This is a genomic window from Thermocatellispora tengchongensis (assembly GCF_014202315.1).
GTDB lineage: Bacteria > Actinomycetota > Actinomycetes > Streptosporangiales > Streptosporangiaceae > Thermocatellispora > Thermocatellispora tengchongensis.
Genome location: NZ_JACHGN010000006.1, coordinates 248,684 through 267,659, shown reverse-complemented (window position 1 = coordinate 267,659; position 18,976 = coordinate 248,684). Strand labels below are relative to the sequence as shown.

Here is an 18,976-nt window from a genome sequence, read left to right as displayed (position 1 = left end):
CCGGCCGGGCGGCGCGGGTGGCAGGCGGTTAATCAGTTGAACGAGTGAGTGCTCGCTCATTAGGCTGCTCGGCGTGTCCAGAAGGCGAAGGGTGCCGGCCATGGCACCGGAAGACCGCCGTGCGGCGCTCATCGCCGCCACGCTCCCCCTGCTGCGCGAGCACGGCACCGCGGTGAGCACCCGCCAGATCGCCGAGGCCGCGGGCGTGGCCGAGGGCACGATCTTCGGGGTCTTCCCCGACAAGGCCTCGCTGCTGCGGGCGGCGCTGATGAGCGCGTTCGACCCGCAGCCGGCGGTGGACGCGCTGGCCGCCATCGGCACGCGGATCGAGCTGCGCGCGCGGCTGCGCGAGGCGGTCACGACGCTGCGGGCGGGGATGAGCGCCAACGCCAACCTCGTCACCGCCCCCAGGGAGCTGATGGCCGACGACGCCGGGTTCCGCGAGCGGATGCTGGACGGCCGGCGCCGGATACTCGCCGCGCTCGCCGCCCTGGTCGAGCCCGACCGCGACCGGCTGCGCCGCTCCCCCGAGGCCACGGCGCAGCTCCTGCTCATGCTGATCATGGTCAGCGTGCACCGCGGCTTCGGCGAGGGCGGCGAGTTCGGCGACATGGACGACGAGGAGATCGTTTCCGTGCTGCTGGACGGGCTGCTGGTGCGGCCCTCCCCCACTCCTTCGACAGAAAGCCCCTCTTGATGCTGCTCCGTCTCCTGCGGGTCCGGCTCAGACCGTACGGGAAAGAGATCACGCTCGTCGTCCTCTTCCAGTTCGTGCAGACGCTGGCCACGCTCTATCTCCCCACCCTCAACGCCGACATCATCGACAACGGCGTCGTCAAGGGCGACACCGGTTACATCGTCCGCATCGGGCTGGTGATGCTCGGTGTGACGCTCGTCCAGATCATCTGCTCGATCGTGGCCGTGTACTACGGCGCCTGGGTCTCCACGGCCCTGGGCCGGGACCTGCGGGCCGCGATCTTCCACCGGGTGCAGGACTTCTCGGCCCAGGAGGTCAACAGGTTCGGCCCGCCGTCCCTGATCACCCGGACCACCAACGACGTGCAGCAGATCCAGTTGCTCGTCCTGATGACGTTCACGATGATGGTGGCCGCGCCGATCATGTGCGTGGGCGGCATCGTGCTGGCGCTGCGCCAGGACACGGCGCTGTCGTCGCTGCTGCTCGTCGTGCTGCCCCTGATGATCGTCATCGTGGGCCTGATCGTGATGCGGATGCGCCCGCTCTTCCGCGCGATGCAGGAGCGCATCGACCGGATCAACCAGGTGCTGCGCGAGCAGATCACCGGCATCCGGGTCATCAGGGCCTTCGTCCGCGACCGGCACGAGCGCGAGCGCTTCGGCGTGGCCAACGACGAGCTGACCGACGTGTCGCTGCGGGTCGGGCGGCTGATGGCGCTGATGTTCCCCTCGGTCATGCTGGTGGTGAACGTCTCCAGCGTCGCCGTGGTGTGGTTCGGCGGTCACCGCATCGCCGACGGGACCATGCAGGTGGGCGCGCTCACCGCCGTCATCTCCTACCTGATGCAGATCCTGATGTCGGTGATGATGGCGCTGTTCATGTTCATGATGATCCCGCGGGCCGAGGTCTGCGCGGAGCGCGTCGAGGAGGTGCTGGACACCGAGCCGAGCGTCCACCCGCCGGCCGGCCCCGTCACCCCGGAACGGCGTCTCGGCGAACTGGAGTTGCGGTCGGTGGACTTCCGCTACCCGGGCGCCGAGGAGCCGGTGCTGTCCGGCGTGAGCTTCACGGCGCGTCCGGGCCGCACCACCGCGATCATCGGCAGCACGGGCAGCGGCAAGACGACGCTGCTCAACCTCATCCCCCGCCTGTTCGACGCGACCGCCGGCGAGGTGCTGGTGGACGGCGTCAACGTGCGCGACCTCGACCCGGCCGTGCTCTCCCGGGCGGTCGGCCTGGTCCCGCAGTCGCCCTACCTCTTCTCCGGCACCGTCGCCTCCAACCTCAGGTACGGCAGGCCCGACGCGACCGACGAGGAGCTGTGGTGGGCCCTGGAGGTGGCCCAGGCCCGCGAGTTCGTCGAGGCGATGCCCGGCGGCCTGGACGAGCCGATCGCCCAGGGCGGCACGAACGTCTCCGGCGGCCAGCGCCAGCGGCTGGCCATCGCCAGGACCCTGGTGCACCGGCCCGAGATCTACCTGTTCGACGACTCCTTCTCCGCCCTCGACTACGGCACCGACGCCCGGCTGCGGGCCGCGCTGGCCACGGAGATCGCGGACGCCACGATCGTCATCGTGGCCCAGCGCGTGAGCACCATCCGCGACGCCGACCGCATCATCGTGCTCGACGACGGCCGCGTGGCCGGCAGCGGCACCCACGCCGAGCTCATGACCACCTGCCCGACGTACCGCGAGATCGTGCTGTCCCAGCTCACCGAACAGGAGGCCGCAGCGTGACGGCCCAGGCGCCCCCGCGCCGCCCCCAGCCGGCCTTCGGACCGGCCCGGATGATGTCCGGGCCCGCCGAGAAGGCCCTCGACTTCGGCGGCACTCTGCGCCGCGTGCTGCGGCTGCTGCGCCCCGAGCGCGCGCTGCTCACCGTCATCCTGATCCTCGGCGCGGCGAGCGTCGCGCTGACCGTGATCGGTCCCAAGATCCTCGGCCACGCCACGGACCTGATCTTCTCCGGCATCATCGGGGCGCGGCTTCCCGCGGGGACCACCAAGGAGCAGGCCGTGGCGGGCCTGCGCGCCGAGGGCCAGGACACCTTCGCCGACATGGTCTCGTCGATGAACGTGGTGCCCGGCCACGGCATCGACTTCACCGCGCTCGCCCACGTGCTGGGCTGGGCGCTGGCCGTCTACCTGCTGGCGGCGCTGCTCGGGATCGCGCAGTTCCGGCTGACCACCACCGTCGTGCAGCGGGCGGCGTACCGGCTGCGCGAGCGGATCGAGGCCAAGCTGGCGCGGCTGCCGCTGAGCTACTTCGACGGCCAGCCGCGCGGCGAGATCCTCAGCCGCGCCACCAACGACACCGACAACATCGCCCAGAGCTTGCAGCAGACGATGAGCCAGCTCATCTCGTCGGTGCTGACGGTCGTGGCGGTGCTGGCGATGATGTTCTGGATCTCGCCGCTCCTGGCGCTCATCGCGCTGGTCACGGTGCCGCTGTCGATCTACGTCACCGCGGTCGTCGGCAAGCGGTCGCAGCCGCAGTTCATCAAGCAGTGGTCCTCGACGGGCAAGCTCAACGGCCACATCGAGGAGATGTACGGCGGCCACTCGCTGGTCAAGGTGTTCGGCAGGCAGAAGGAGGCCGCCGAGACCTTCACCGAGCACAACCAGGCCCTGTTCACCTCCAGCTTCCGCGCCCAGTTCATCTCCGGGCTCATCCAGCCGGCGATGATGTTCATCGGCAACCTCAACTATGTGCTGGTCGCCGTGGTGGGCGGGCTGAAGGTGGCCTCGGGCTCGATCTCGCTGGGCGACGTGCAGGCGTTCGTCCAGTACTCGCGGCAGTTCAGCCAGCCGCTGACCCAGGTGGCCGGCATGGCGAGCCTGGTGCAGTCGGGCGTCGCCTCGGCCGAGCGGGTCTTCGAGCTGCTGGAGGCCCCGGAGCAGTCGGCGGAGCCCGCCGAGCCCGCGCGGCCCGCGCGGATCAGGGGACGCGTGGAGTTCGAGAACGTGTCCTTCCGCTACGCGCCGGACCGGCCGCTGATCGAGAACCTGTCGCTGACCGTGGAGCCCGGCCAGACCGTGGCCATCGTCGGCCCCACGGGAGCGGGCAAGACGACGCTGGTCAACCTCATCATGCGCTTCTACGAGGTCACCGGCGGGCGCATCACGCTCGACGGCGTGGACATCGCCGAGATGTCCCGGGAGGAACTGCGCGCGAACATCGGCATGGTGCTGCAGGACACCTGGCTGTTCGGCGGCACGATCGCGGAGAACATCGGCTACGGGGCCGAGGGCGCCACCCGCGAACGGATCGAGGCCGCCGCGCAGGCCGCCCACGTGGACCGCATCGCGCACACCCTGCCCGACGGCTACGACACGGTCATCGACGAGGAGGGCGCGACGGTCAGCGCGGGCGAGAAGCAGCTCATCACCATCGCCCGCGCGTTCCTGGCCGAGCCGGCGATCCTGATCCTGGACGAGGCCACCAGCTCGGTCGACACCCGCACCGAGGTGCTCATCCAGCGGGCGATGGCCTCACTGCGCGAGGGCCGCACCAGCTTCGTGATCGCCCACCGGCTGTCCACGATCCGCGACGCGAGCCTGATCCTGGTCATGGAGAACGGCCGGATCGTCGAGCAGGGCACCCACGAGTCCCTGCTCACGGCGGGCGGCGCCTACGCCCGCCTGTACTCGGCCCAGTTCACCCAGGCCGCGGCGGAGGTGGACTAGAGGGCGAACGCCCGCGAACCGATCGCGCAGCAGCGACGTCCTAGTCGTGTGAGGACTCTCTACGTGATCGGCGCCGCCGCCGGCGCGCTGGCCGTCTGCGCGGCGGTCGTACCGATCGCACGCTCGGCGAACGAGGCGGCCCCCGGCCCCGCATCCTGCCCGCAACGCTGGGGAGGCACCGACGCCGGCGGCTGGGTGCCCGCCGCCGGCGCCGGCGGGGCCGGGGAGTCACTGGTGCCGGGCGAGCCGGAGGCGGCCATGATCTGCGCCTACCCCGGCGACACCGCACGCACCGGGGGCGAACGGCTCGCCGGGTCCCGGATCATCCCGGCCGAGGGGGCCAGGGCGATCGCGCGCGACCTCGGCTACCTGCCCGCGGCGCGGGTCGCCCCCACCGGCCCGTGCACGCTGATCGGCGGGCCGATGACGAACTACCTCATCCGGTTCGCCTACCCGGACGGTGACGCGCTCTGGATCGGCACCGCCGAGGAGCCCAACCAGTGCGTGAACACGACCAACGGCACTCTCACCAGCCGCTCCTACGTCGGGTCGCACGTCACGGCCGCCTACCGCACCGGGGTGTGGCGGCCCGTGCGCTCCGAGGACCCCTGCCGGGAGACGACCGGCCGCCGGGGGCAGGACGAGCGGATGGTGCCCGGCGAACCCGTCTCGGTCATCGTGTGCGGGCGGCCCGCCTCGCACGGCGCGCGCCCTCCCCGCTCCGAGCACGGCGCGCCGGCGGCCACGGCACTCGCGGCGGCGCTGAACTCCCCGCCCGTCCGGCGCAGTGAGAACATGTGCCAGGGCATCCCCGATGCGAAGCCCCGCGAGTTCCAGCTCGTGTTCGGCTACGCGGACGGTCCGCCCGCGCTCGTCCGGGTCTCGACGGGCTGCACTCCCGGCGTCGACAACGGGCTGCTCCAGGCGGAACTCCACGACACCGTCCGCGCCCATCTGGAACGGCTCGCCCCACCGGGCTGATCTCCCCGAACGGATCGCCTTCAGAAGGGAAACGCGCGGTCCTGGTCGCGTACGGTGACCCACTGCAGGTCGCAGAACTCCTCGGCGGCGAAGCCCAGCCCGAAGCGGCCCCAGCCGGTGTCCTTGACGCCGCCGAAGGGCATCTGGGGCTCGTCGTTGACCGGCTGGTCGTTCACGTGGACGATGCCGGCGTCCAGCCTGGCGGCCAGCCGCAGGCCGCGCCGGGTGTCGCCGGTGATGACCGAGGCGGCCAGGCCCAGGTCCGAGGCGTTGGCGCGGGCCACCGCCTCCTCGGCCGAGTCGACGGCCTCCAGGATCACGACCGGCCCGAAGGTCTCGCCCTGCGCGATCTCGGCCTCGTCCGGAACGCCGGCCAGGACGGTGGCCGGGTAGCACGGCGGCCGGGGGACCCCGCCGGCCAGGACGCGGGCGCCGAGCTCGACGGCCTCGTTGACGCGGCGGTCGAGGAGGGCCAGCGCCCATTCGTTGATCACCGGGCCCACGACGGTCGCCGGGTCGGACGGGTCGCCGGCCGGCAGGGCCGCCGCCTTCGCCGCGAACCGCGCGCCGAACTCCTCGGCCAGGGGACGCTCGACGTAGATGCGCCGCGCGCACATGCACACCTGCCCCTGGTGGACGAACGCGCCGTACGCCGCGGCGTCCACGGCGTACCCGACGTCGGCGTCGCGCGCGATGATGAGCGGGTTCTGACCGCTGAGCTGCAGCACGACGCGCTTGAGGTGCCTGCCGGCCTTCTCGGCCAGGCGCCTTCCGGTCGGCGTGGACCCGGTGAAGTTGATCCGCCTGACGAGCGGGCTGGCCAGCATGGCGTCGCCGATGCCGCCGGCCTCGCCGGGGGCGTGGGCGACGACGTTGAGCGCGCCCGGGGGCAGGCCGGCCTCCTGGAGGATCTCCGCCCACAGCGCGCCACCGGTGTAGGGGGCCTCCTCCGAGGGTTTCAGCACCACCGTGTTGCCGAGGGCGAGCGGCCCGACGATCGCCCGGCCGGACAGGGTGAGCGAGGCGTTCCAGGGCGCGATGGCCCCGACCACGCCGACCGGGCGGCGTACGGCCATGGCCTGGGTGCCCTCGACGTCCGACGGGAGCAGTTCCCCCGTGGGCCGGTAGGCGAGCTGGGCGGCCTGGCGCAGCAGCTTGAGCGTGAAGCCGAGCTGGACGTCGCCGAAGTGCCGGCCGCAGCCGGTCTCGGCGGCCAGGGCGTGCAGGATCTCCTCGCGGCGGCTCTCCAGGATGCCGGCCGCGCCGAGGAAGATCTGCTGGCGCCGCGACGGCGGGATCGCGGCCCAGCCGGCGAACGCCTCATGGGCGGCCTCGATCGCGCGGTACGCGTCCTCCGCGTCGCCCGCGGCGACCTGTCCGAGCACGTGGCCGGACCACGGGGAGAGGTTCGGGTACCAGCGGCCGGAGCCGGCGGGCGTCCACTCACCGCCGATGAAGTGCCCGACCTTCTCCCTGCGCCAGCCGCTCCCCGCCCCGACCATGTGGCCCGTTCCTCCCACTGTGTTCGAATATGTAGAACTATAGGTCCGTATGCTGACTGCGTGACCGACGAAGAGCAGCCCCGCGGCCGGGCCCCCTCCGCCACGCACTCGGTGTCCCTGGAGCGGGGCCTGCGCATCCTGTCGGCCTTCACCGGGGACCGCTCCGTGCTGGGGATCGCCGACCTGGCGCGGGCGGCCGGGCTCAACAAGAGCACCACCCACCGGTACGTCGCCACGCTGACCGCGCTGGAGTTCCTGGAGCAGGACCCGGAGACCAGGAAGTACTCCCTCGGCCCGCGCGCGGTCGATCTGGGGTTCGCCGCGATCGACTCGATGGAGCTCACCCGGGTCACCGGGCCGCTGCTGCAGGCGCTGGCCGCCGAGACCGGGTTCACGGTCAGCATGGCGGTGTGCGACGGGCCGGACATCGTGTACGTGGACCGCCGGCGCAGCGGGCGGCGCAGCGCCCTGGCCATGGACCTCAACCTGCACGTCGGCTCCCGGCTGCCCGCCTACTGCACCTCGATGGGCAAGGCGCTGCTGGCGTACAAGGACCCGGCGGCGCTGCGGCAGATCCTCGACCACACCGACATGGCGCGCCGGGGCCCCAAGACGATCACCAACCGGGAGCAGTTGCTGGCGGCGCTGGCCAGAGTCCGTCAGAGCGGCGTCGCGGTCAACGACGAGGAGCTCGCCCCGGGCCTGCGGTCGCTGGCCGCGCCGGTGCGCGACCGGTCCGGCGGGGTCGTGGCGGCGATCAACATCGCGGTGTACCTGACGCCGGCGCCGGCCACCGTCGAGGCGCTGTCGGGGCGCCTGGAGGGGCCGCTGCGGCGTACCGCGGCCGAGATCTCCCGGCGTCTGGGCTACCGGCCGCCGGCATAGCCGCGTTCCGATACGACAGATCGCGTTCGAACCTGCGGAACGGCCTGTTGCTCCCGCGTTGAGGTGACCGTACGGTCGGGTCGGCATTCCGGCATCCCCCAAGGTCGGCGCCGCCCGGCGGCCCGCCGGCGCCGGGGCGACGTGCTCAAGCCCGACCCGCGGACGAGCCGCTGAAGACACGAGGAAGGGGAACGGCTGTGGGACTTCTCGGCGACATCGCCTGGCAGGGGAACATCTTCAAGGGCGGCGAGTGGACCGCCGGCCGGGGCGGCGACTACCCGGTCGTCGAGCCGGCCACCGGTGACGAGCTGGGCCGGATGGGGCTGGCCACGCCCGAGGACGTCGCCGAGGCCGCGGCGACGGCCGCCAAGGCGCACAAGGAGTGGGCGGCGCTGCCGCACACCGCCCGCGCGGCCGTGCTGCGCCGGGCCGGCGACCTGTGGCAGCGGCACGCCGACGAGATCCGCGAGTGGAACATCCGCGAGGTCGGCGCGGTGGCCGGCATGGCCGGTTTCGCGCTGCACGTGGCGGCCGAGGAGTGCTACGAGGCGGCGTCGCTGCCCAGCCGGGCCATCGGCGAGGTGCTGCCGTCGGAGCAGCCGCGGCTGTCCATGGCGCGGCGCGTCCCGGCCGGCGTGGTGGGCGTGATCTCCCCGTTCAACGTGCCGATCATCCTCGGCATCCGGTCGGTCGCGCCGGCGCTCGCCCTCGGCAACGCGGTCATCCTCAAGCCCGACCCGCGCACCGCGGTCACCGGCGGCACGATCATGGCCCGGATCTTCGAGGAGGCCGGCCTCCCGCCCGGCGTGCTGCAGATGCTGCCCGGCGGCCCCGGCGTCGGCGAGGCCCTGGTCACCGACCCGAACGTACGGGTCATCTCCTTCACCGGCTCCACCCCGGTGGGCCGCCGCATCGGCGAGCTGGCCGGCAGGCACCTCAAGCGCGCCCACCTGGAGCTCGGCGGCAACTCCGCGCTGCTCGTCCTCGACGACGCCGACGTGGACGCCGCGGTCAACCTGGCCGCCTGGGGCTCGTTCTTCCACCAGGGCCAGATCTGCATGACGACCGGCCGCCACCTGGTCTCCGACCGGCTGTACGACGAGTTCGTGGCCCGGCTCGCCGAGAAGGCCGGCCACCTCCCGGTCGGCGACCCGTTCACCGGCGACGTGGCACTCGGCCCGGTCATCGACGCCCGGCAGCGCGACAAGATCCACGGCATGGTCACCGCCAGCGTCGAGCAGGGCGCCAAGGTCGCCTCCGGCGGCACGTACGAGAACCTGTTCTACCGGCCCACGGTGCTGGCCGACGCGCCGCTCACCGCGCCCGCGTTCGCCGAGGAGGTGTTCGGCCCGGTCGCCCCGGTCACCCGGGTGTCGTCGGTGGACGAGGCGGTCAAGCTGGCCGCGGCCAGTGAGTACGGCCTGTCGCTCGGCATCGTCACCCGCGACGTGATGCACGGCCTCGCCGTCGCCGAGCAGATCCCCACCGGCATCGTGCACATCAACGACCAGACGGTCAACGACGAGGCCAACGCCCCGTTCGGCGGCGTAGGCGCGTCCGGCACCGGCTCCCGCTTCGGCGGTGCCGCCGCCAACATCGAGGCGTTCACCGAGACCCGCTGGATCACCATGCGCGGCGAACCGGCCCGCTACCCGTTCTGACATCCACCCCGCCCGGTAACGGGCCCCTTGACCACGTCATGGCCGCCCGGCTCGCATCGCGCACCCTTTCGCGCCCCGGGCCGGGCGGCGTGGCGGCGCTCACCGCGCCGGCCATCGCGCCCACGACGGCGGCGGCGACCCGGTCGAGCTCGTCCGGACACGCCTGATGCGGTGCCCGCGCGAGCTCGGTCTGCGCGGCGGGGCACCAACACCCCGCGCCTGCGGTCCGGGCGCCGACGCGGCCGGCCGGACCCGGAGCGCCGCCGGGCCGCCGGTCAGGTCGCCCTCCCGACCGTCGGCGATCACGCTTCCCACCGGGCAGGCGAGAACGCCGGGGTACCGCTCCCCGGCCCGGCGCTCGGCCACGGCCTGCGGCGCCGGGTCGATCCGCACCGCGACGCGGAGGGGGTCTCACCGAGGCATCATGAGATCACCTTTCGCGCCGGCGCCCGTCCGCATCCGGGCGCGCCCGGCCCTCCCCCGAGCCCCTCGCACAACCCTGCGAAGGGCGGAGAGGCGGCGCTCAGGAGGTCACTCGGAAGGGCCGGTCTCCAGGTGTTCGGTGCGGGGTGGGCCGGGGGTGCGGCCGGCGGGGGGATACTCGCAGTCGAGCTGGCTGACATCGACGTCGGTGCTGCTGTTCCAGCCCTCGCCCGCCCGGGCGGTGTAGACGAACGTGCACGCCCTGCCGTGGGCGTCGGTGAAGTTCGAGACGAAGATCTCGTCGTCGGTGGCGCACCCCGTCAGTGTGAGCACCGCCACGCCGACGACCGCGCACCACGCCCAGGCTCTGCGCCGAGTCATGCCCGGATTCTACGTCGCGGGCGGGGCTCGCGGCCTGGTGGTGGGCGAGTGTTCACCGGGCTTCCGGCTTGCCGTAATGCGGGCCGGGGTCGGGCGCGCGACCGGGCCGCCGGCGAGGTGGCCGGCGGCCCGGTCTTCGGGGTCTCGCGTCTCGGCGGGTGGAGCGCGGCGATCAGGGCGTGCTGCCGGACTCCGAGTAGACGGGGGTGGCCGGGACCGGGCCGGCGGGAGGGGCGGGCGGGGCGTCCTGCCCGGCCCTGCGGTTACGGCGCTTCTCCTTGCGGGTCTCGACCATCGCGTACAGCGCGGGGACGAGGACCAGGGTCAGCAGGGTGGAGCTGATCAGGCCGCCGATGACGACCACGGCCAGCGGCTTGGAGATGAAGCCGCCTCCGCCGGTGATGCCCAGGGCCATCGGCAGCAGGGCGAAGATCGTGGCCAGGGCGGTCATCAGAATGGGGCGCAGGCGCTTGCGACCGCCCTCGATCACCGCCTCCTGCACCGGCATGCCCTGCCGCCGGTACTGGTTGATCAGGTCCAGCAGCACGATGGCGTTGGTGACGACGATGCCGATCAGCATCAGCAGGCCGATCATCGCGGCCAGCCCGAGCGGGGTGCCCGTGATGAGCAGCAGGCCGATCGCGCCGGTGGCCGCGAACGGGATGGACACCAGCAGGATCAGCGGCTGGATGACGCTGCGGAAGGTGGCGACCATGACGAAGAACACCAGCGCCACCGCCGCGACCAGGGCCACGCCGAGGCTGGCGAAGGCCTCGGACTGCTCGGCGCTGGCACCGCCGATGCTGTAGGTGACGCCGGCCGGCAGCTTCAGGCCGTCGAGCTTGGTCTTCAGCGCGGCGCTGGCCGCGCCGAGGTCGGATCCGGTGTGCTTGCCGGTGACGCTGACGTTGCGCTCGCCGTCCACGCGGGTGACCGAAACCGGGCCCTGGACCTGCTCGACGGTGGCCACGTCCTTCAGCCGGACGCCTTCGGCCAGCTTCAGGTCCCGCATCTCGGCCGGCGAGGCGGGCGCGTCCTCGGGGAAGAGCACGACGTCGGCGGTGGTGCCGTCGAAGACGACCTGGGTGAGGGTGGTCCCGCTGAAGGCGTGGGCGACGGCCTGGCCGATCCCGACCTCGGTCAGGCCCGATTCGGCGGCCTTCTCGCGATCGACGGTCACGTCGATGCGCGGAGCGGTGTCGGCGATGCCGCTGGTGACCTCGGTGAGGCCCGGGATGGACGCCATGGCCTGCTGCACGGTCCCGGCGGCCCGGCGCAGCGCGTCGGTGTCAGTGGACTGCAGGGCGACTTCCAGGTTGTCGCCGCCGAAGCCGCCGCTGACGCCGACGGTCACCTCTCCGGCGCCGTCGAGCGCGCCGATGCGCTTGCGCAGGTCGGCCTCGACCGCGGCGGTGTCGCTGTCCTCGGCCAAGGTGAGGTTGTAGCCGGCCTGGGCGGCGTCCGTGCCGCCGACGGTGACCTGGTAGGACTCGATGGCGTCGATCTCGGCGAGGATCTTCTCGACCCGCTTGGCCTGGGCGTCGGTGCCGGCCAGGGAGGTCCCGGGCGGCAGGGTCTGGTTGATGGTGACGGTGTTCTGGCCGGCGTTGTCGATGAAGCTGGTCTCCAGGCGGGGGATCAGGGCGAGCGTGCCGATGAAGACGGCCAGGGCGGCGGCCGTCGTGGACAGCCGGCGCCGGGTGGCGAAGCGGATGACCGGGATGTACGCCCGCTGCAGGATGGTGCCGCGTTCGTGCTCCTCGGCCTGCCGGCGGTCGCCCTGCCGGGGCTCCTTGAGGAACCAGTAGGACAGCACGGGGACGACGGTGAGCGACACCAGCAGCGAGGCCAGCAGCGCGACGGCCACCGTGATGGAGAAGGCACCGAACAGCTCGCCGACGAGCCCGCCGACGAAGGCGATGGGCAGGAAGACGGCGACCGTGGTCAGGGTGGAGGCGGTGACCGCGCCGGCGACCTCGCGCACGCCGTTCTCCACGGCCCGGCGTTTGCCCTCGCCGTAGGACAGGTGGCGTTTGATGTTCTCCAGCACCACGATCGAGTCGTCCACCACGCGGCCGACCGCGATGGTCAGCGCGCCCAGGGTGAGCATGTTCAGGGAGTAGTCCCAGGCCCACAGCGCGATGAGGGCGATCAGCACCGACAGCGGGATCGAGACCGCGGTGACCACGGTGGAGCGGATCGACACCAGGAACACCAGGATCACCAGGACGGCCATGGCCAGGCCGAGCAGACCTTCGGTGAGCAGGCTCTCGATGGACTTCTCCACCCCCGGGGCCTGGTCGAAGACGATGGTGAGCCTGGTGTCGCCGCCCAGCCGCCGGGTGAGGTCGGGCAGTGCCGCGCGGACCTCGTGGGAGAGGGAGACGGCGTTGCCGTCGGGCTTCATCGTGACGGAGATGCCCAGGCTGGGGGTGCCGTTGGTGCGGGTCAGCGAGGTGGCCTTGCTCTGGACGAGCCGCACCTCGGCGACGTCGCCCAGCCGGACCGGCTTCGGCTTGGCGGTGCCGCTCACGGGCCCCTGGGGCGCGGCCTGCGTCAGGCCGGCGGGCGGTGCGGCGGGCGTGAGGTAGAGGTCCCTGAGATCCTCGACGGACTCGAAGCGGCTGCCCACCTGGACGCTCAACGTGGTGCCGGACCGGGTCAGGGTGCCGGCGGGCTGGGCGATGCCGGCGTTGCGGATGGCGGTGGAGATCGCCGAGGCGTCCAGGCGCCGCTCGGCGAGTTCGCCGTCGTCGGGCGTGATCTCGATGACCTGGTCGCGCACGCCGGTGACCGACGCCTCCTTGACGCCGTCGATGGCGGTCAGGGCCGGGACCACCTCGGCGCTCAGCTTGTCGGCCAGCCGCCGCTGGTCGGCGGTGGAGGCCACCGCGATCTCCAGCACCGGAAGATCGTCGAAACTGCCCGCCACGGTGCGCGGCTCCACGCCGTCGGGCAGCCTCACCCGGTCCGCGGCCTGCTGCACCTTCGCCTGGGCCTCGTCGATGTCGGTGCCGTATTCGAAGGACACCTGGACCGACGCGTTCGCCTCACGCGAGGTGGACGTCACCCGGGTGACGCCGTCCACACCGCGCAGTGCCTCCTCCAGCGGGATCGTCACCTGGTCTTCCACGATCTGCGGCGCGGCGCCGGGGTAGCCGGCCAGGACCGACACCTGGGGAAAGCTCAAGGACGGGAGGAGCTGCTGTTTCAGCGACGGGACGGCGTAGATGCCCAAGGCCGTCACCGCCAGCGCCACCAGCATCATGAGAGCCCGGTTGGCGAGGCTCAGTCTGGTCAGGAATGCCATGATCTGCTTTCTGCCGAGGGGAGAAGACCACCCGTGGCCGCGCCGGGAGGGCGGCAGGCGGGTGCGGTCTTGGTCACAGCTCCAGCCTCGCGCCCCTCACCTGCCCGAACGTCAGACCGCGGGAGGGTTCGCGGCTACCGTGAACGCAGTACGCGCCGGCGCCGGCTACCGCGCTCGCGGACCCGCCGGCGCCGTCGCGTACGCGGTGTTCACCGCCGCGATCCCCCTCGCCTCACAGCAGCTTGTCCAGCGTGATCGGCAGGTCGCGCACCCGCGTCCCGGTCGCGTGATGGACGGCGTTCGCGACCGCCGCGGCGACGCCCGTGATGCCGACCTCGCCCGCGCCGAGGATGCCGAGCGGCATGGTCGGGTCGGGGTCGTCCAGGAAGGACACCTCGATCGGCGGGATGTCGGCGTGCACGGGCACGTGGTACTCGGCCAGGCCGGCATTCATGATCCGTCCGGTGCGGGGATCGACGAGGGTCTCCTCCGACAGGGCCATGCCCAGGCCCATCACGATCCCGCCCCGCAACTGGCTCGCGGCCGTCTTCGCGTTGACCACCGTGCCGATGTCGAACACCCCGAGCCACCTCGACACGCGCACCTCGCCGGTGTCGGGATCGACCCGCACCTCGCAGAACTGCGCGCCCGAGGCGGCCTTGACCCAGCGCCGCTGCTCGCGCAGCAGGTTCGCCATGAACCGCACCTGCCCGGAGATCCGGCCGAACCGCGTGTCCGATCCGGCGGCGGCCTCGGCGTAGGGCAGGTTCGCGCGCCGGAGGATCGTCTCGGGGGTGTCGCCGCCCGTCCGCCGCGCCATGGCCGCCAGCGACCGCTTCAGCCTGCCGCACGCCTCCAGCACGCCGCCGGCGACGCTGGCGGTCTGGGCGGACCCGCCGGCATTCGGCGACATCGGCAGCGCGGAGTCGCCGTACTCCACGCGGACGGCCTCGAACGGCACGCCGAGCGCGTCGGCCGCGATCTGGGCCTGCGCCGTCGCGCCGCCCATGCCCATCTCCTGGAAACCGCAGCGCACCAGCACGGTCCCGTCGGCCGACAGCCGCACCGTGACGTTCGCCGCGAACCGCCACGACGGGTGGTACGCCGACGCCACGCCCATGCCGACCAGCCAGCGGCCGTCGCGCATCGAGCGCGGTCTCGGATCGCGCTCGTGCCAGCCGAACCTCTCCGCGCCCACCGCGTACGCCTCGCGCAGCATCCGGTGCGCGAACTTCTTGCCGTCCATCGGGTTCACCGCGGGCTCGTTGCGCATGCGCAGCTCGATCGGGTCGAGGTCCAGCTCGCAGGCGAGCTCGTCGATCGCGGCCTCCAGGGCGAAGGTGCCGATCGACTCGCCCGGCGCCCGCATCGAGGTGTTCGACAGCAGGTCGAGCGGGACGATGCTCTGCCGCAGGAAGATGTTCTCGGCGTCGTACAGGTGCCGGGACTGTGAGGTGACCTGCTCGGGCAGGCCGCCGACCCGGCCGGTGCGGGTGACGCTGGTGTGCACCAGCGCGGTCAGCTTGCCGTCGCGGGTCGCGCCCAGGGCGACCCGCTGGATCGAGGGGGTCCGCCCGCCGACCGTACGGTAGACGTCCTCGCGGGTGAGCGCGAGCCGTACCGGTCTGCCGGTCGCGCGCGCCGCCAGCGCGGCGAGGATGGTGCCCGGCCAGATCGAGACCTTGCCCCCGAATCCGCCGCCGACGAACGGCGCGAGCACGCGCACGTCGGCGGCGGGGATCCCGAAGCGCACCGCGAGGTGCGCGCGGAACCAGTCGATCGCCTGCGTCGCGTCGTGCACGGTGAGCCGGTCGCCGTCCCAGACCGCCGTGGTGGCGTGCGGTTCGAGCGCGTTGTGGTGGTGCGGCGGGGTGGTGTAGCGCAGGTCCAGCGCGACCGGCGCGGCGGCGAGCGCGGCCTCCGCGTCGCCCTTCTTGGCCTCGCCGGGCATCAGGGGGTTGCCCCGCTGAGGGCGGGCGTCCGCTTCGGCGGCGGCGAAGTCCACCATGGCGGGCGCGGGGGCGTAGTCCGCGCGCACCAGCGCGGCGGCTTCGCGCGCGGCGGCGGAGGTCTCGGCGACGACCACCGCGATCGGCTGCCCGTCCCAGTGCACCTCGTCGGTCTGCAGGTAGCCGACCGAGGTGCCGGAGACCAGCGAGCTGAGCCTGAGCGGGGTCACCTTGGGCGCCGGTTTCAGCTCGGGGGCGTTGAGGTGGGTGAGCACGGCGATCACGCCGGGCACCGCGCTCGCCTCGCCGGTGTGCAGGGTGGTGATCCGGCCGCGGCTGATCGTCGCGGGCACCAGCGCGGCGTGCGCGAGGCCGGGATAGGGGTGCTCGGCGGCGAACCTGGCCGCACCGGTCGTCTTGACCCTGCCGTCCACGCGGTCGAGCGGTCGTCCGATCACGGTCATGCCGCGCTCCCCTCGGTGAGCAACCGCCGCAGCGTCGCCACGATCGTCCGCCGAGCGAGTTCGATCTTGAACGCGTTCTGCGGCCCGGCCACGGCGGCGGCGAGTTCGGCCTCGGCCGCCCGCCGGAAGGCGTCCTCGGTCGCCGGTGCGCCGAGCAGCGCGCGTTCCGCCTCGGTGGCGCGCCACGGTTTCGTGCCGACGCCGCCCAGTGCGAGCCGGGCCTCGGTGACCACGCCGTCTTCGACATTCAGCGCGGCGGCGACCGAGACGAGCGCGAAGGCGTAGGAGGCGCGGTCGCGGACCTTGCGGTAGCGCGAGTTGGCCGCGACCGGAACCGGCGGCAGCTCGACGGCGGTGATCAGCTCATCGGCGGCCAGCGCGGTCTCGATGTGCGGCGTGTCGCCGGGCAGGCGGTGGAAGTCGGCGATCGGGATGCGCCGGACGCCGCGGACGCTCTCCACCTCCACGACCGCGTCGAGCATCGCCAGCGCCACCGCCATGTCGGAGGGATGGGCCGCGACGCAGTGCTCGCTCGCGCCGAGTATCGCGCCGCCGCGGGAGAACCCGCCGATCGCGTCGCAGCCGCTGCCCGGGGCGCGCTTGTTGCACGCGGCGGCCCCGTCGTAGAAGTACAGGCAGCGGGTGCGCTGCAGCAGGTTCCCGCCGACGGTCGCCATGTTCCGGAGCTGGGCCGAGGCCCCGTGCAGGACCGCCTGGGCCAGCACGGGATAGCGGGTCCTGATGAGCAGGTCCGCCGCGAGCCGGCTGTTGCGCACCAGCGCGCCGACGCGGACGCCGCCGCCCGGCAGCTCCTCGATCCCGGTCAGCGGCAGCCGGGTGATGTCCACGACCGTCGCGGGCCGCTCGATCCCCTCGCGCATCAGGTCCACGAGGTTCGTCCCGCCGCCGAGGAACTTCACGCCCTCGCCGTCCGCGATCACGCGCAGCGCCGTCTCCACGTCGGGGGCGCTGAGGTAGGAGAACGACCTCATCCCGCGACCTCCCTGATCGCCGAGACGATGCCGTTGTAGGCGCCGCACCGGCACAGGTTGCCGCTCATCCGTTCCCGGATCTCGGCGTCGTCCAGCTCGCCGCCGGTGACGGCCAGGTGTTCGGTCACCGCGCTGGGCATGCCGTCCTTGTGCTCGGCCAGCATGCCGATCGCCGAGCAGATCTGGCCCGGCGTGCAGTAGCCGCACTGGAGCCCGTCGGCGTGGACGAACGCCTCCTGCAGCGGGTGGCCGATTCCTTCGATGGTGGTGATCTCGCGCCCCTCGTACTGCACGGCCGGCGCGAGGCAGGAGTTGATCCGCTCGCCGTCGGCGAGGACGGTGCAGGCGCCGCACGCGCCCTGGTCGCAGCCCTTCTTGGTGCCGGTCAGGCCGAGGTGCTCGCGCAGCGCGTCGAGCAGGCTCACCTGCGGCTGGATGTCCAGCTCGTGTGCGGATCCGTTGACCCGCAGCGATATCTCGGCCATGGCGTCCCTCCGGTCGATGGTGGGCCCGAAGTTAGCAGAACACCGTCCTCTTAACAAGAGGACGGTGTTCTCTAAACTGTGAAGTACTGTTGTTCGGGTCATGTCTGAGGCGGCGTTCCTGCGGGCCAGACGCCCGGAGCACAAGCAGCAGCGGCGCGAGGCGATCCTCGCCGCCGCGCGGGAGCTCGCGCTGCGATCCGGTGTGCGCGAGGTGAGCCTGGGCGGCGTCGCGGCGGCCGTCGGCCTGGCCAAGTCCAACCTCGCGCGGTATTTCGCCACCCGCGAGGAGATCTACCTGGAGCTCGCCGCGCAGGAGTGGCACGACTGGGAGCGCGCGGTCCTCGACCGGCTGGCACCCTCGTCCGGCCCCGGCGCGGTGGTCGACGTGCTCGCCGACACGCTGGCCGAGCGCCCCCTGTTCTGCGACCTGCTCAGCCACAGCTCGACCCAGCTCGAACACAACGTCACCGTCGAGGCGGCCCGCGCGTTCAAGCTCACCGCCATCGGCGTCACCGCCCGGCTGGGCAGGGCCGTCGCGCGGGTGTGCCCCCACTTCACCGAGGACGAGGCGCGCGAGCTGGTGGGTTCGGCGGCGGCGCTCGCCTCACTGCTGTATCCGGCGGCGAACCCGCCGCCCGTGCTCGCCGAGCTCTACGCGAGCGATCCCGAGATCGCCGTCGCCTGCCTCCCGTTCGTGCCCACGATCAAGCGGATGCTCATGGCGCTCGCCGCCGGACTGCCGACACTGCGCTGAACCAGGGGCGGGGACTGATCACGCGATGACGCCACGATCCCTGCGGCCCGTCGATCTGGCCCGTGAGCACGGCCTGTCCACGCAGGCCGTGCGCAACTACGAGGACGAGGGCATCCTGCCCCCGGTGGAGCGCAGCGGCACGGGATACCGCCGCTACACCGCCGCGCACGCGCGCGCCCTGCGCGCCTTCCTCGCCCTGCGCCTCGGATACGGGCACCGCACGGCCGCGGAGATCCTGCGTGCCGCGAACCGGGGCGACGAGGAGGCGCTGTTCCGGCTCATCGACCAGGCGCACGCCGAGCTGCTGCGTGAGCGCCGCATCCTGGACGAGGTCACCGCCGCGCTCGGCGCCCTGACCGCCGCGCCCGAGCAGCAGGAAGGCCGCCGCAAGGAGCTGTCCATCGGGGCGCTGGCCCACCAGCTCGGCATGCACCCGGCATCCCTGCGCAAGTGGGAGAACGCCGGCATCCTGCGGGCCCGCCGCGACCCCGTCACCGGCCACCGCCGCTATCCGCCGGACACCGTGCGCGACGCCCACGTCGTCCGCCAGCTCCGGCGTGGCGGCTATCCGCTCCCCCGGATCAAGGTCTTCATCGATCAGCTCCGCGCCGTGGGCGACACCGCCGACCTTGAGGGCGTCCTGGCCGAATGGCGCGTCCGCCTCCGGGGCAGAAGCCGGGCGATGCTCGCGGCGGGTCGCCACCTCGACGACTACCTCCACCTCGCCGCGCCACCCGAGGCGCCCGTCGACGGCCGGGGTGCGTACAGCTAGCGGACGCTGGTTTGCGCGGTGGTTGAGTGCAATGT

The 18,976-nt window shown here is 72.7% G+C and carries 14 protein-coding genes; 8 read left to right on the top strand and 6 right to left on the bottom strand.

Annotated features, from left to right (window positions below; all coding sequences use genetic code 11):
* Nucleotides 1–100 precede the first annotated feature (100 nt).
* From HNP84_RS15965 to HNP84_RS15950, 4 genes are read left to right on the top strand one after another with little or no spacing between them, the layout of a single operon-like run.
* Nucleotides 101–697 carry a TetR/AcrR family transcriptional regulator gene (locus tag HNP84_RS15965; RefSeq protein WP_185050490.1) on the top strand — a complete coding sequence of 199 codons (597 nt, stop codon included), beginning with the start codon at nucleotides 101–103 and terminating at the stop codon, nucleotides 695–697.
* A complete protein-coding gene (locus HNP84_RS15960; RefSeq protein ID WP_185050747.1) occupies nucleotides 697–2,433 on the top strand; it encodes an ABC transporter ATP-binding protein in 1,737 nt (578 codons plus the stop codon). Before HNP84_RS15965 ends, HNP84_RS15960 begins: the two co-directional genes overlap by 1 nt.
* Nucleotides 2,430–4,382, top strand: coding sequence for an ABC transporter ATP-binding protein (locus tag HNP84_RS15955; RefSeq protein ID WP_312924960.1), 1,953 nt, complete (start codon nucleotides 2,430–2,432; stop codon nucleotides 4,380–4,382). Before HNP84_RS15960 ends, HNP84_RS15955 begins: the two co-directional genes overlap by 4 nt.
* Nucleotides 4,383–4,430: 48 nt before the next feature.
* Nucleotides 4,431–5,363, top strand: a complete 933-nt coding sequence (locus tag HNP84_RS15950) for a hypothetical protein (protein WP_185050489.1) — start codon at nucleotides 4,431–4,433, stop codon at nucleotides 5,361–5,363.
* Between the two features lie 20 nt (nucleotides 5,364–5,383).
* Here the strand turns inward: HNP84_RS15950 and HNP84_RS15945 are convergent, their stop codons facing one another.
* Nucleotides 5,384–6,865, bottom strand: coding sequence for an aldehyde dehydrogenase family protein (locus tag HNP84_RS15945; protein ID WP_185050488.1), 1,482 nt, complete (start codon nucleotides 6,863–6,865; stop codon nucleotides 5,384–5,386).
* Between the two features lie 60 nt (nucleotides 6,866–6,925).
* Here HNP84_RS15945 and HNP84_RS15940 point away from each other — a divergent pair, with 60 nt between their 5' ends.
* Both HNP84_RS15940 and HNP84_RS15935 read left to right on the top strand, forming a co-directional pair.
* The gene (locus HNP84_RS15940) at nucleotides 6,926–7,750 is read left to right on the top strand and encodes an IclR family transcriptional regulator (RefSeq protein WP_312924958.1); all 825 of its coding nucleotides are present in this window, start codon (nucleotides 6,926–6,928) and stop codon (nucleotides 7,748–7,750) included.
* Nucleotides 7,751–7,947: 197 nt separating this feature from the next.
* Complete coding sequence (locus HNP84_RS15935) at nucleotides 7,948–9,411, top strand: benzaldehyde dehydrogenase (RefSeq protein ID WP_185050487.1); 1,464 nt, start codon at nucleotides 7,948–7,950, stop codon at nucleotides 9,409–9,411.
* Between the two features lie 531 nt (nucleotides 9,412–9,942).
* On the opposite strand, the gene HNP84_RS15930 is transcribed toward HNP84_RS15935, so the two are convergent.
* The 5 genes from HNP84_RS15930 to HNP84_RS15910 all read right to left on the bottom strand — a co-directional run bounded on the left by HNP84_RS15930 (nucleotide 9,943) and on the right by HNP84_RS15910 (nucleotide 17,415).
* Complete coding sequence (locus HNP84_RS15930) at nucleotides 9,943–10,215, bottom strand: hypothetical protein (RefSeq protein WP_185050486.1); 273 nt, start codon at nucleotides 10,213–10,215, stop codon at nucleotides 9,943–9,945.
* Between the two features lie 172 nt (nucleotides 10,216–10,387).
* Complete coding sequence (locus HNP84_RS15925; RefSeq protein ID WP_185050485.1) at nucleotides 10,388–13,525, bottom strand: efflux RND transporter permease subunit; 3,138 nt, start codon at nucleotides 13,523–13,525, stop codon at nucleotides 10,388–10,390.
* Between the two features lie 232 nt (nucleotides 13,526–13,757).
* Nucleotides 13,758–15,938 carry a xanthine dehydrogenase family protein molybdopterin-binding subunit gene (locus HNP84_RS15920; protein WP_185050484.1) on the bottom strand — a complete coding sequence of 727 codons (2,181 nt, stop codon included), beginning with the start codon at nucleotides 15,936–15,938 and terminating at the stop codon, nucleotides 13,758–13,760.
* Complete coding sequence (locus HNP84_RS15915) at nucleotides 15,935–16,930, bottom strand: FAD binding domain-containing protein (protein WP_185050483.1); 996 nt, start codon at nucleotides 16,928–16,930, stop codon at nucleotides 15,935–15,937. The genes HNP84_RS15920 and HNP84_RS15915 overlap by 4 nt, the downstream gene beginning before the upstream one ends.
* Entirely contained in the window at nucleotides 16,927–17,415 is a 489-nt protein-coding gene (locus HNP84_RS15910) for a (2Fe-2S)-binding protein (protein WP_185050482.1), read from the bottom strand. Before HNP84_RS15910 ends, HNP84_RS15915 begins: the two co-directional genes overlap by 4 nt.
* 100 nt (nucleotides 17,416–17,515) lie before the next feature.
* Here HNP84_RS15910 and HNP84_RS15905 point away from each other — a divergent pair, with 100 nt between their 5' ends.
* On the top strand, nucleotides 17,516–18,169 hold the full coding sequence (locus HNP84_RS15905) for a TetR/AcrR family transcriptional regulator (protein ID WP_185050481.1): 654 nt from the start codon (nucleotides 17,516–17,518) through the stop codon (nucleotides 18,167–18,169).
* Nucleotides 18,170–18,194: 25 nt separating this feature from the next.
* Nucleotides 18,195–18,941: a MerR family transcriptional regulator gene (locus HNP84_RS15900; RefSeq protein ID WP_185050480.1), complete on the top strand. Its 747-nt coding sequence runs from the start codon at nucleotides 18,195–18,197 to the stop codon at nucleotides 18,939–18,941.
* Nucleotides 18,942–18,976: the final 35 nt, after the last annotated feature.